General features: G+C 61.8%; 11 protein-coding genes. 8 read left to right on the top strand and 3 right to left on the bottom strand.

The features are described 5' to 3' along the window. Window positions 1–16: 16 nt before the first annotated feature. The 3 genes from JNA92_RS24345 to JNA92_RS24335 are packed head-to-tail and all read right to left on the bottom strand — an operon-like array spanning window position 17 to window position 2,470. Complete coding sequence (locus JNA92_RS24345; RefSeq protein ID WP_241807073.1) at window positions 17–781, bottom strand: TerB family tellurite resistance protein; 765 nt, start codon at window positions 779–781, stop codon at window positions 17–19. Between the two features lies 1 nt (window position 782). Beyond that, entirely contained in the window at window positions 783–1,454 is a 672-nt protein-coding gene (gene murU, locus JNA92_RS24340) for an N-acetylmuramate alpha-1-phosphate uridylyltransferase MurU (RefSeq protein ID WP_241807072.1), read from the bottom strand. Then, window positions 1,451–2,470, bottom strand: a complete 1,020-nt coding sequence (locus JNA92_RS24335; RefSeq protein ID WP_241807071.1) for an aminoglycoside phosphotransferase family protein — start codon at window positions 2,468–2,470, stop codon at window positions 1,451–1,453. The genes murU and JNA92_RS24335 overlap by 4 nt, the downstream gene beginning before the upstream one ends. A gap of 130 nt (window positions 2,471–2,600) precedes the next feature. Between JNA92_RS24335 and JNA92_RS24330 the strand changes: the two genes are divergently transcribed. The 8 genes from JNA92_RS24330 to JNA92_RS24295 all read left to right on the top strand — a co-directional run bounded on the left by JNA92_RS24330 (window position 2,601) and on the right by JNA92_RS24295 (window position 12,441). Then, window positions 2,601–5,405, top strand: coding sequence for an LPS-assembly protein LptD (locus tag JNA92_RS24330; RefSeq protein WP_241807070.1), 2,805 nt, complete (start codon window positions 2,601–2,603; stop codon window positions 5,403–5,405). Continuing rightward, on the top strand, window positions 5,380–6,705 hold the full coding sequence (gene surA / locus JNA92_RS24325; protein WP_241807069.1) for a peptidylprolyl isomerase SurA: 1,326 nt from the start codon (window positions 5,380–5,382) through the stop codon (window positions 6,703–6,705). The genes JNA92_RS24330 and surA overlap by 26 nt, the downstream gene beginning before the upstream one ends. After that, a complete protein-coding gene (gene pdxA / locus JNA92_RS24320) occupies window positions 6,702–7,691 on the top strand; it encodes a 4-hydroxythreonine-4-phosphate dehydrogenase PdxA (protein WP_241807068.1) in 990 nt (329 codons plus the stop codon). The genes surA and pdxA overlap by 4 nt, the downstream gene beginning before the upstream one ends. Continuing rightward, window positions 7,688–8,488: a 16S rRNA (adenine(1518)-N(6)/adenine(1519)-N(6))-dimethyltransferase RsmA gene (gene rsmA, locus JNA92_RS24315; protein ID WP_241807067.1), complete on the top strand. Its 801-nt coding sequence runs from the start codon at window positions 7,688–7,690 to the stop codon at window positions 8,486–8,488. Before pdxA ends, rsmA begins: the two co-directional genes overlap by 4 nt. 157 nt (window positions 8,489–8,645) lie before the next feature. Then, window positions 8,646–9,026: a Co2+/Mg2+ efflux protein ApaG gene (gene apaG, locus JNA92_RS24310; protein WP_012316563.1), complete on the top strand. Its 381-nt coding sequence runs from the start codon at window positions 8,646–8,648 to the stop codon at window positions 9,024–9,026. Beyond that, window positions 9,026–9,892, top strand: coding sequence for a symmetrical bis(5'-nucleosyl)-tetraphosphatase (locus JNA92_RS24305; protein ID WP_241807066.1), 867 nt, complete (start codon window positions 9,026–9,028; stop codon window positions 9,890–9,892). Before apaG ends, JNA92_RS24305 begins: the two co-directional genes overlap by 1 nt. Window positions 9,893–9,907: 15 nt before the next feature. Then, the gene (gene glpE, locus JNA92_RS24300; protein WP_241807065.1) at window positions 9,908–10,237 is read left to right on the top strand and encodes a thiosulfate sulfurtransferase GlpE; all 330 of its coding nucleotides are present in this window, start codon (window positions 9,908–9,910) and stop codon (window positions 10,235–10,237) included. A 281-nt stretch (window positions 10,238–10,518) separates the two neighbouring features. Then, window positions 10,519–12,441 carry a PrkA family serine protein kinase gene (locus JNA92_RS24295; RefSeq protein ID WP_012316566.1) on the top strand — a complete coding sequence of 641 codons (1,923 nt, stop codon included), beginning with the start codon at window positions 10,519–10,521 and terminating at the stop codon, window positions 12,439–12,441. Window positions 12,442–12,488 lie beyond the last annotated feature (47 nt).

Here is a 12,488-nt window from a genome sequence, read left to right as displayed (position 1 = left end):
GCCGGTGGCAGAAGCCTTAGAGCCCGCGCCGTTTGCGGATCAGCGCATAAGCCTGGTGCAGCTCTCGCGTGCGTTCGGTCGCCTCCCTGACCTGCGCTTCACTGGCCCCGCTCCCGGCCAGCTTGTCCGGATGGTGCCGGCTGACCAGCCGGCGATAGGCGTGCTTGACCCGGTCACCTTCCGTGTCGGCATCTACCCCCAGCAAGCGCAGCGCAGCCGCATAGGTCATGGTGCCACTAGCCGTGCTCACTTTGCGTGGCTCATATTCCAGCGACATGGCCTGCACCTGCCGCCGGCTAAGCCCCAGTTTCTGCCCCCAGTCCAGCAACAGTTCCCGCTCATGGGCCCCGGCCTTGCCGTCAGCCCAGGCCATACGCCAGCACGCCCGCAACGTGCCCTCGGCCGCGTGTGGCTGCAGGCGAATGCGACGTAGAGGGTGGGCCAAGCGGTCCTTGCCCGCCTTACCGCGGTTGAAGGCGGCAATGGCCCGCATCCTCGCGGCCTCGGCCAGGTTCAGCCGGACCATCTCCTGGCGCGCCTGCTGAATATGCTGTTCGGCCACTCGCCCATCGCTTTTGGCCAGCCGCCCCAACAGGACGAACAACAACTCCTCATCGCGCAGGGCCGGGCGGCCTCCCAAGCGTTCGCGCATGTCGTCCCAGCCTTGCACGCGCAAGCGCCGATCCATGGCCTGGCCAAGCAATGCCCCCAGCAGCGCGCCTGGGATGCTGGCGACAGCGAAACCCGCGCCTAGCCCGATCACCGTGCCTGGCCACCACATCTCAGGCACGCTCGCGTATAAGGCGCTCGGCCTCGGCCAGGCGCTCCTGGGTGCCGACATCGACCCAGTCGCCACGGTAGTGCTCACCGGTCACCTTGCCTGCCGCCATGGCCTGGCGCAGCAGCGGGGCCAGTTTGAAGGCTCCCGCCTGGCAACCTGCGAACAAGGCTGGATGCAGTACTGAGAGGCCGCTGAAGGTCAGGGTGCCAGGGCCGTCGTCACCGTCCACCACCTGCTCACCTTGCAGGCGGAAGTCGCCCCGCCCGTGATGGCCAGGGTTATCGACCAGCACCAGGTGCGCCAGGCCCTGCAGCGGTGCCCGCAAGTGCGCGAACGGGTAATCGGTCCAGACATCACCGTTGACCAACAGGAACGGCTCGTTGCCCAGCAAAGGCAACGCCTGGAATATCCCGCCCCCCGTCTCCAGCGGCTCGCCCTCAGGGGAATAGCGAATGCTCAGGCCGAAGCGGCTGCCATCGCCAAGGTGATCCTCTATCTGCTGGCCAAGCCAGGCATGGTTGATCACCACTTCGGTGAACCCGGCTGTCGCCAGCGCACGCAGGTGGTACTCGATCAACGGCTGGCCGGCCACGGGCAGCAACGGCTTTGGCGTGTGCAGGGTCAGCGGGCGCATGCGCTCGCCCTTGCCAGCGGCGAGGATCATCGCTTTCATGCGCGCACTCCGGCCTTGAGTTCGGCGATCAGCTGGCCGAGTTCGGCCAGTTCAGGGCGACGGCCGATCACTTCGTCTATATAGGCGAAGAACCGCGGCACATCAGCCAGGTAGCGCGGCTTGCCGTCACGGTGGCAGATACGCGCGAAGATGCCGATCACCTTCAGATGGCGCTGTACACCCATCAGGTCGCTGGCGCGCTGGAAATCTTCGAACGACGGCTGAACCGGGATTGCGGCGGCCTGCGCTTTGTCCCAGTAGTTGCGCAACCAGCCTTCGACTCGCGCTTGTGGCCAACTGAGGAAGGCGTCCTTGAACAGGCAGGTTATGTCATAGGTCACCGGGCCGTACACCGCGTCCTGGAAGTCGAGCACGCCGGGGTTAGGCTCGCTCTGCATCAGGTTGCGTGGCATGTAATCGCGGTGCACCAACACCTTCGGCTGGGCAAGGGCGCTGTCGATCAGCAACTGGCTGATGCGCTGCCAACTGGCCTGCTGCGCGTCGTTGAACGTCAGGCCGAGCTCACGCCCGACATACCACTCGGGGAACAGTTCGACCTCGCGGCGCAGCAAGGCGTCGTCATAGCTGGGCAACGGCGCGTCCATCGGCAGGCGCTGGAACGCCAGCAGGGCGTCGATGGCGTCGGCAAACAATGCATCGGCGTTATCCGGTTCAATGATGTCGAGGTATGTCTGATGGCCCAGATCCCCCAACAACAGGAAACCACGATCCAGATCTTCGGCATGAATCACCGGTACGTGCACGCCCGCGCTGGCCAGCAGGTGGTCGATGGCAACGAACGGCCTACAGTTTTCCTGGGGTGGCGGCGCATCCATGACCACAAAACTGTGGCCGGCGCCCTGCCAGCGGAAGTAACGGCGGAAGCTCGCATCGCTGCTGGCGGCGGTCAGGCTGCCCTCGGGCACCTCGCCCCAGGCGTTGTTGCGGAAAAGAACATTGAGCTGCTCGGCGAGCCAGACAGTCAGTTGTTGCAGGCGTACATCGTGTTCAGGCATTACAAGGGTCTCCGACGGCCCTAGCCGTCAAGCGGGTCATGCTTTATTATCCAGCATCTTTTTCAGACCATCGAGAGGCGTGCGGCCCCACACGCGGGCAGATGGCACGCAGGAAGCCCGGACTAATAAGATGGCATTGAAATCCCCCGCGTTTCGTAGAAAGTTTCCGTTGCTGGTCACCGGCGGTCTGCTGGCCCTGCAACCTTTTGCCACCTCGTACGTGGTCGCAGCCGAGCAGTTCGACTGCCAAGTGTCCGCCTCCGGTGGTTGGGACTGCAAGCCCAAGAGCCCAGTCAACAACTTGCCACCGCGCCCGGTGCATGACGGCGCTGCGCTCACTTCCGGCACCGAGGCCCCATCGGCCGAGGCCGAAAGTGCTGACAAGCCGGTGCTGGTCACCGAGAGCAAAGGCCGTGGCCTGAAGTCGCGCAGCGAGGATTACAGCCATCTCGATTGGGTCCCGCGCGAAAAGCTCACCGCTGCCCAGCTGGCCGAAACCGGTCCGTACTGCGGTGGCGCGTACATCGAGCCGACTCGCCCTGGCATGGCCGACACCACGCCCAAGGACGAATCGCCGACCTACATCAACGCCAAGGTCTCCAAGTACCAGCAGGAGCAGCAGATCGCTACCCTTGCCGGTGACGTGGTCATGCGCCAAGGCAGCATGCAGGCCGAAGCCGATGAGGCCAACCTCTACCAGGCCGAGAACCGTGGCGAGCTCAAGGGCAACGTCAGGATTCGCGACAACGGCTCGCTGGTCGTGGGCGACGAGGCACAGATCCAGCTCGACACGGGCGAAGCCCAGGTCGACAACGCCGAATACGTGATGCACAAGTCGCACATCCGCGGCAACGCCCTGTACGCCAAGCGTAGCGAGAACGCGATCATCCGCCTCAAGGATGGTACCTACACCACGTGTGAACCAGGCAGCAACGCCTGGCAGCTCAAGGGCAACAACATCACCCTGAACCCGGCCACCGGCTTCGGTACCGCGACCAACGTCACCCTGCGGGTCAAAGATTTCCCGGTGTTCTACACACCGTACATCTACTTCCCGATCGACGACCGTCGCCAATCCGGCTTCCTGCCACCGTCGTTCAGCAGCACCAGCGACACCGGCTTCATGCTGGTCACGCCGTACTACTTCAACCTGGCGCCCAACTACGACGCCACGTTGTACCCGCGCTACATGACCAAGCGTGGCTTGCTGATGGAAGGCGAATTCCGCTACCTGACCAAGTCCAGCGAAGGCCAGGTCGGCGGCGCGTACCTGAACGACAAGAACGACGACCGCAAAGAGCAGACTGATTACGAAGATCAGCGCTGGATGGTCAACTGGCAGCACAAAGGTGGCCTGGACGAGCGCCTGATGACTGAAGTCGATTACACCGACATCAGCGATCCGTTCTACTTCCAGGACCTGGAAACCGATCAGATTGGCGTCCAAAGCAATGATGTGGTCAATCAGCAAGGTGCACTGACCTGGCGTGGCGACAGCTATACCGCTCGACTGAATGCGCAAGCGTACGAGATGGCGACCCTGTCGCAGATCACCCCGTACAACAAGCTGCCACAGATCACAATTGACGGGATGCTGCCGTATCACCCGGGTGGCTTTGATTTCGGCTACCAGACCGAGGCCGTGCGCTTCGATCGTGATCTGAAGGATGACTTTGTCACTGACGAAGATGGCAACCCGGACTTCACCGCCGGCGCAGCAGGTCGACGTCTCGATCAAAACGTCAGCGGCATCGCGCGCGCCAACGGCAACCGCCTGAATTTTGCCCCGGCAATCAGCCTGCCCATGCAAGCCAGCTACGGTTACGTTACGCCAAAGCTGAAGTATGTTTACACCAACTATGACCTTGACCTTGATGGTCAAGGCAAGCAAGAAGCGCTGGCGCAAGCGTCGCAACCAGGATACGGCAGTTACAGCAGCTCCATCAGCCGTGACGTTCCTATCTTCAGTGTTGACAGCGGCTTGTACTTCGACCGCAACACCTCGATGTTCGGCACCAACTATCGCCAGACACTCGAACCGCGCATGTTCTACCTCTACGTTCCTTACAAGGACCAGACGGACATTCCGCTGTTCGATACCAGCGAAACGCTGTTCAACTTCGATTCGCTGTTCCGTGACAACCGCTTCAGCGGCACCGACCGTATCGGTGACGAGAACAAGCTGTCGCTGGGCGTGACCACCCGTTGGATCCAGGACGACGGCTTCGAACGTCAGAACTTCAGCATCGGTCAAGCATTGTACTTCAAGGATCGCAAGGCCCAACTGCCAGGCATCAACTACCGCGATCGCAGTGACGCGCAGTCTGACGTCTCGCCATACGCATTGGTGTACAACTACTACTTCAACCGCGACTGGCGCTTCAATTCGGACTTCAACTGGGACCCGGACAGCCGCACCACCCGTTCTGGCAGCGCGATGTTCCACTACCAGCCTGAAGACAACCCGAACAAGGTGGTCAACCTCGGCTATCGCTACCGCAACGACACCATCGCTTACGATTCCACGACGGGTACCTGGAAAGTGGGTGGCGGTGACTATGGCAACCCAGGCGACCCGAACTACATCAAGGACTATTACAAAATCCAGCAGCACGACTTCTCGGTGATCTGGCCGATCGTGCCGCAATGGAACGTGATCGCCCGCTGGCAGCACGATTACAACCGCAACCGCACCCTGGAAGCCATGGGCGGTTTCGAATATGACAACTGCTGCTGGAAACTGCGCCTGATCAACCGTTACTGGATCGACTACGACGATTTCAGCCAGGCCGCCCCGCAGAACGAAAAAGGCGATCATGGCATCTTCCTGCAAATCGTGCTGAAAGGCCTCGGTGGCGTGGTTGGCAACAAGGTCGAATCTTTCCTCGACCAAGGCATTGAAGGTTACCGTGAACGTGAAGACCAAGCTTATTGATCGTCTGCGCCCAGTGTTGCTGGGCGCTGTATTGCTGAGTGGCGCGGTTCATGCCGCGGTGCAACCCCTGGATCGTGTGGTGGCCATCGTCGACAACGACGTGGTCATGCAAAGCCAGCTGGACCAGCGCGTCCAGGAGGTTCAGCAAACCATCGCCAAGCGCGGCGGCGGCGTGCCGCCGACCAGCGCCCTGCAACAGCAGGTACTGGAGCGCCTGATCGTCGAGAACCTGCAGTTGCAGATCGGTGAACGCTCGGGCATCCGCATCACCGACGAGGAGCTGAACCAGGCCATCGGCACCATTGCCCAGCGCAATGGCATGTCGCTGGACCAGTTCCGCGCCGCGCTGGCCCGCGACGGCCTGTCGTTCGACGACGCCCGTGAGCAGGTCAAACGCGAGATGATCATCAGCCGCGTGCGCCAGCGCCGTGTGGCCGAGCGCATCCAGGTATCCGAACAGGAAGTGAAGAACTTCCTCGCCTCGGACCTGGGCAAGATGCAGATGTCGGAAGAGTACCGCCTGGCCAACATCCTCATCCCAACCCCGGAAGGCGCCAACTCGGACGACATCCAGAAGGCTGCGCGCAAGGTCGGCGACGTGTACCAGCAACTGCGCCAGGGTGCGGACTTCGGCCAGATGGCGATTGCCAACTCGGGCAGCGAGAACGCCCTTGAAGGTGGCGAGATGGGCTGGCGTAAAGCCGGCCAGTTGCCACCTGAATTTGCCAAGCTGCTCAGCGGCATGGCCACTGGCGACATCACCCAGCCACTGCGCATCCCTAGCGGCTTTCTCATCATCAAGCTCGAAGAGAAGCGCGGCGGCAGCGAAAACGTACTGCGTGACGAAGTGCATGTACGCCACATCCTGATCAAACCGAGCGAAATCCGCAGCGAAGCCGCCACCGAGCAGCTGGCTGAGCGCCTGTACGAGCGCATCAAGAACGGCGAAGACTTCGCAGAGCTGGCGAAAAGCTTCTCGGAAGACCCGGGTTCAGCGCTCAACGGCGGCGACCTCAACTGGGTAGACCCGAACAGCCTGGTACCGGAGTTCCGCGAGCAGATGGCCAACGCCCAGCAGGGTGTCGTGACCAAACCGTTCAAGACTCAGTACGGCTGGCATGTCCTGGAAGTGCTGGGCCGTCGTGCCACCGACAGCACCGAACAGGCACGCGAGCAGCAGGCAATGAACGTACTGCGTAACCGCAAGTACGATGAAGAGCTGCAGACCTGGCTGCGCCAGATCCGCGACGAAGCCTACGTTGAAATCAAGCTGCCTGGCGCTGACCAGGCCGCACAGTGAAGCCCCTGCGCTTCGCCGTCACTCCCGGCGAACCGGCCGGCATAGGCCCAGACCTGTGCCTGCTGCTCGCCGCCGAGCCCCAGCCTCACCCCCTGATCGCCATCACCAGCCGTGACCTGCTCGCCGAGCGGGCCACGCGGCTGGGGCTGGCCGTCAACCTGCTGGCAGTGGGGCCGGGCCAATGGCCTGACCAGCCGGCCCCGGCAGGTAGCCTCTACGTCTGGGACACCCCCCTGGCCGCCCCCGTGGTACCGGGCATGCTGGACAAGGCCAATGCGGCGTTTGTCCTGCAGACCCTGACACGAGCCGGGCAAGGCTGCCTTGAAGGGCATTTCGCCGGAATGATCACGGCCCCTGTACACAAGGGCGTGATCAATGAAAGCGGCATCGCCTTTTCCGGCCATACCGAATTCCTGGCAGAGCTGACCCACACCGCCCAGGTCGTGATGATGCTGGCGACCCGTGGCCTGCGCGTGGCGCTGGTCACCACGCACCTGCCACTGCGCGACATCGCGGACGCCATCACCCCTGAGCGCCTGGAGCGGGTTACCCGCATCCTGCACGCCGACATGCGCGACAAGTTCGGCATTGCCAACCCACGCATCCTGGTCTGCGGGCTCAACCCGCATGCCGGCGAAGGCGGCCACCTGGGCCGCGAAGAAATCGACATCATCGAACCGGCACTGGCCCGCCTGCGCGCCGAAGGCATGGACCTGCGCGGCCCGCTGCCGGCCGATACCCTGTTTACCCCCAAATATCTGGAGCACTGCGACGCGGTGCTGGCGATGTACCACGACCAAGGCCTGCCTGTACTCAAGTACAAAGGTTTCGGCGCTGCAGTCAACGTGACCCTGGGCCTGCCGATCATCCGCACGTCGGTCGATCACGGCACCGCCCTGGACCTTGCCGGTACCGGCAAGGTCGACACCGGCAGCCTGCGCGTCGCCCTGGAAACCGCCTATCAGATGGCCGAGAACCGACCATGAACGAGCATTACCAACACCGGGCGCGCAAGCGTTTCGGTCAGAACTTCCTGCATGACGCCGGCATCATCGACCGCATCCTGCGCGCCATCAATGCCAAAGCCGGCGAACACCTGCTGGAGATCGGCCCGGGCCAGGGCGCCCTGACCGAGGGCCTGCTGGGCAGCGGCGCACAGCTGGACGTCGTGGAGCTGGACAAAGACCTGGTGCCGATCCTGCAGCACAAGTTTGCCGGGCGCGACAACTTCCGCCTGCACCAGGGCGATGCCCTGAAGTTCGATTTCAACCAGCTGGGCGTACCGCAGCGCAGCCTCAAAGTCGTAGGTAACCTGCCCTACAACATCTCCACCCCGTTGATTTTCCACCTGCTCAGCCATGCCGGGCTGATTCGCGACATGCACTTCATGCTGCAGAAGGAAGTGGTGGAGCGCATGGCCGCAGGCCCGGGCGGCGGGGACTGGGGTCGGCTATCGATCATGGTGCAGTACCACTGCCGGGTCGAGCACCTGTTCAACGTAGGCCCAGGTGCGTTCAACCCGCCGCCCAAAGTGGACTCGGCCATCGTCCGCCTGGTACCGCACGAGGTGCTCCCGCACCCGGCCAAGGACCACCTGCTGCTGGAACGCGTCGTGCGCGAAGCGTTCAACCAGCGCCGCAAGACGCTGCGCAATACCCTCAAAGGCCTGCTCGACAGCCAGGCTATCGAGGCCGCTGGCGTGGATGGCAGCCTGCGCCCTGAGCAGTTGGACCTGGCTGCATTCGTGCGCCTGGCAGACCAGTTGGCAGACCAGCAAGCCTGACAACGCAGCACGGCGTCTTCGCGGTCAACTTGCGAAGACGCCGCCTTACCGCAAGATTTTGAAGCCCTCTCCCTCCCCGACACCACTGGCCCTCCCCCCTGCCAATGGCCTAGACTGCATGTATCGCCGTATTCGCTTGTTTGCTCAAGGCCCATGCATGTCCGATCCCCGTTACCAGATCGACGTCAGCGTCGTGACCCGCTACCTGAAAGACCAATCCGACCCCGAAAGCGATCGCTTTGCGTTCGCCTACACCATTACCGTGCAGAACAATGGCTCGATCAAAGCCAAGCTCATGTCTCGACACTGGCTCATCACCAACGGTGATGGCGAAGTGGAGGAAGTCCGCGGCGCAGGTGTGATCGGCCAACAACCGACCATCGAACCCGGCCAGAGCCACACCTACAGCAGCGGCGCAGTGATCAGCACCCGCGTGGGCACCATGCAGGGCAGCTACCAGATGTTCGCCGAGGACGGTAAACGCTTCGAGGCCGATATCGCCCCCTTCCGCCTGGCGGTACCTGGGGCCCTGCACTGATGGCTACCTACGCCGTCGGTGACCTGCAAGGCTGCCTTCAACCCCTCAAGTGCCTGCTGGAGCGCGTCAAGTTCGACCCGGCCGTCGATCGCCTGTGGCTGGTCGGTGACCTGGTCAACCGCGGGCCTGAATCGCTCCAGACCCTGCGCTACCTCTACTCGATCCGCCAGTCGCTGACCTGCGTGCTGGGTAACCATGACCTGCACCTGCTGGCGGCATGGCAAAATGTCGAACGCCTGAAGAAAAGCGATACCCTGCGCGAAATCATCGAAGCACCCGACGCCGACCAACTGCTCGACTGGCTGCGCCAACAGAAGCTGCTCCACTACGACGAGCCGCGCGGCATTGCCTTGGTGCACGCCGGCATCCCGCCCCAGTGGACACTGGGCAAAGCCCTGGAACTGGCGGGCGAAGTCGAAGAGGTGCTGCGCGACGACGAGCGCATGAAGCTGTACCTCGATGGCATGTACGGCAACGAACCGAACAAGTGGAGCAAGAACCTCAGCGGCGTAGAGCGCCTTCGGGTGATCACCAACTACCTGACGCGCATGCGCTTCTGCACGGGCACAGGCAAACTCGACCTCAAGAGCAAGGAAGGGCTAGGCGCAGCACCGAAGGGTTACAAGCCCTGGTTCGCGCACAAGGACCGCCGCTCACGGCATGTGAAGATCATCTTTGGCCACTGGGCCGCGCTCGAAGGGCGTGTCGACGAGCCCGGCATCATTGCCCTCGATACCGGCTGCGTCTGGGGTGGCACCATGACCCTCTACAATGTCGACAGCGGTGAATACCTGCGCTGCGACTGCGCCGACGACGGCAACCTGCGCCAGCCGGCACAACCGACTAAACTTAACGACCAGCCCTGAAGGAAAGCCTTACCCATGAGCGAATTCAAACGCATCCCTCCCGAGCAGGCCCTGGCCTTGCGCGCACAAGGTGCGGTCGTCGTCGACATTCGCGACCCGCAGGCCTATGCCGCCGGCCACATCGCCGGGGCCCGGCACCTGGACAACCATTCGGTTGCCGACTTCATCCGCAATGCCGACCTGGATGCCCCGACCCTGGTGGTCTGCTACCACGGCAACTCCAGCCAGAGCGCGGCCGCGTACCTGGTCGGGCAAGGGTTTTCCGACGTCTACAGCATCGATGGCGGCTTCGAGCTGTGGCGCGCCACCTACCCCGACCACACCGCGCAAGGCACCCCTGAATAATTTTTTAATTTCACTCCAGCCCGCGCCCCACGCGGGCTTGCGCCTCACCTGACGAACGGTCGCCGACAACTTCTGCGCCGCTTGCCCTTGACCTTGCGGATAACCAACTATTCTTAAGCGCAGGCCATCCAAAAAAGGGGAGAGCCGGTACACCGGCGTGCGGGTCATCGGTAGCGTTACAGGGTGTTCTGGGGGGTATACAGCAATCGGCAAGCCCGGTTGCATGCCAGCATCGGCTGACTGATCCGGCGTCGTCTCCACGTATCGAGCGAGGTGACGTCATGAGTATTTTTAGCCACTTCCAACAACGTTTCGAGTCTACGCGCCAGGAAGAACTCTCGCTGCAGGAGTACCTCGAGCTGTGCAAAGAGGATCGCAGTGCCTACGCATCGGCGGCTGAACGGCTGTTGCTGGCCATCGGCGAGCCGGAACTGATCGACACCTCAAGCAACTCCAGACTGTCGCGAATCTTCTCCAACAAGGTGATCCGCCGGTATCCGGCCTTTGCCGACTTCCACGGCATGGAAGAGTGCATCGACCAGATCGTTTCCTACTTCCGCCACGCCGCTCAAGGCCTGGAAGAGAAGAAACAGATCCTCTATCTGCTGGGCCCGGTAGGTGGCGGTAAATCGTCGCTGGCCGAAAAACTCAAGCAGCTGATGGAAAAAGTCCCTTTCTACGCGATCAAGGACTCGCCCGTTTTCGAGTCGCCGCTGGGCTTGTTCAACGCCACTGAAGATGGCGCCATTCTCGAAGAAGAATACGGCATCTCGCGGCGCTACCTGAACACCATCATGTCGCCATGGGCCACCAAGCGCCTGCAGGAGTTCGGTGGCGATATCAGCAAGTTCCGGGTGGTCAAGCTCTACCCCTCGATACTCAACCAGATCGCGATCGCCAAGACCGAACCCGGCGACGAAAACAACCAGGACATCTCGGCGCTGGTCGGCAAGGTGGATATCCGCAAGCTCGAGGAATTCCCGCAGAACGATGCCGACGCCTACAGCTACTCGGGTGCGTTGTGCCGGGCCAACCAGGGCCTGATGGAATTCGTCGAGATGTTCAAGGCGCCCATCAAAGTCCTGCACCCGCTGCTGACCGCCACCCAGGAAGGCAACTACAACAGTACCGAAGGCCTGGGCGCGATCCCTTATTCAGGGATCCTGCTGGCCCACTCCAACGAATCGGAGTGGCATACCTTCCGCAACAACAAGAACAATGAGGCGTTCATCGACCGGATCTACATCGTCAAGGTGCCGTACTGCCTGCGCGTGAGCGACGAGATCAAGATCTACGACAAGCTGCTGGTCAACAGTTCGCTGGCCAAGGCCCATTGCGCACCCGACACGCTCAAGATGCTCGCTCAGTTCACCGTACTCTCACGCCTCAAAGAGCCGGAGAACTCCAACATCTACTCCAAGATGCGGGTCTACGATGGCGAAAACCTCAAGGATACCGACCCCAAAGCCAAGTCGATCCAGGAGTACCGCGATTCTGCGGGTGTCGATGAAGGCATGAACGGCCTGTCCACCCGTTTCGCCTTCAAGATCCTCTCCAAGGTGTTCAACTTCGACCCGCACGAAGTGGCGGCCAACCCCGTGCACCTGCTCTATGTGCTGGAACAGCAGATCGAACAGGAGCAGTTCCCAGCTGAAGTGCGCGAACGCTATCTGCGCTACCTGAAGGAATACCTGGCGCCCCGCTACATCGAGTTCATCGGCAAAGAAATCCAGACCGCCTACCTGGAGTCCTACAGTGAATACGGTCAGAACATCTTCGACCGCTACGTGCTGTACGCCGATTTCTGGATCCAGGATCAGGAATACCGCGACCCGGAAACTGGCGAGATCCTCAACCGCATTGCCCTGAACGAAGAGCTGGAAAAGATCGAAAAACCGGCCGGCATCAGCAATCCGAAGGATTTCCGCAACGAAATCGTCAACTTCGTACTGCGTGCCCGTGCCAATAACAACGGCAAGAATCCTAGCTGGCTCAGCTACGAGAAGCTGCGGGTGGTGATCGAGAAGAAAATGTTCTCCAACACCGAAGACCTGCTGCCGGTCATCAGTTTCAACGCCAAGGCCAGCAAAGAAGATCAACAGAAACACAACGACTTCGTCACGCGGATGGTGGAGCGTGGCTACACCGACAAACAGGTGCGCCTGCTGTCGGAATGGTACCTGCGGGTCAGGAAATCGCAATAAAGCGGCAAGCTGCCCCTGCAGCAAGCTCCAAGCCGCCAGCGGCACGC

This window comes from Pseudomonas putida (genome assembly GCF_022627325.1).
Taxonomy (GTDB): Bacteria; Pseudomonadota; Gammaproteobacteria; order Pseudomonadales; family Pseudomonadaceae; genus Aquipseudomonas; species Aquipseudomonas putida_X.
The sequence above is the reverse complement of the archived record's forward strand: the minus strand, read 5'-3'. Positions and strand labels throughout refer to the sequence as shown.

What these genes read in the sequence shown, in the direction of transcription:
- rsmA (WP_241807067.1), top strand. Translation starts at nt 7,688, where the DNA reads ATGAACGAGCATTACCAACACCGGGCGCGCAAGCGTTTCGGTCAGAAC.
- glpE (WP_241807065.1), top strand. Translation starts at nt 9,908, where the DNA reads ATGAGCGAATTCAAACGCATCCCTCCCGAGCAGGCCCTGGCCTTGCGC.
- murU (WP_241807072.1), bottom strand. Translation starts at nt 1,454, where the DNA reads ATGAAAGCGATGATCCTCGCCGCTGGCAAGGGCGAGCGCATGCGCCCG.
- JNA92_RS24330 (WP_241807070.1), top strand. Translation starts at nt 2,601, where the DNA reads ATGGCATTGAAATCCCCCGCGTTTCGTAGAAAGTTTCCGTTGCTGGTC.
- JNA92_RS24305 (WP_241807066.1), top strand. Translation starts at nt 9,026, where the DNA reads ATGGCTACCTACGCCGTCGGTGACCTGCAAGGCTGCCTTCAACCCCTC.
- JNA92_RS24345 (WP_241807073.1), bottom strand. Translation starts at nt 781, where the DNA reads ATGTGGTGGCCAGGCACGGTGATCGGGCTAGGCGCGGGTTTCGCTGTC.
- apaG (WP_012316563.1), top strand. Translation starts at nt 8,646, where the DNA reads ATGTCCGATCCCCGTTACCAGATCGACGTCAGCGTCGTGACCCGCTAC.
- JNA92_RS24295 (WP_012316566.1), top strand. Translation starts at nt 10,519, where the DNA reads ATGAGTATTTTTAGCCACTTCCAACAACGTTTCGAGTCTACGCGCCAG.
- JNA92_RS24335 (WP_241807071.1), bottom strand. Translation starts at nt 2,470, where the DNA reads ATGCCTGAACACGATGTACGCCTGCAACAACTGACTGTCTGGCTCGCC.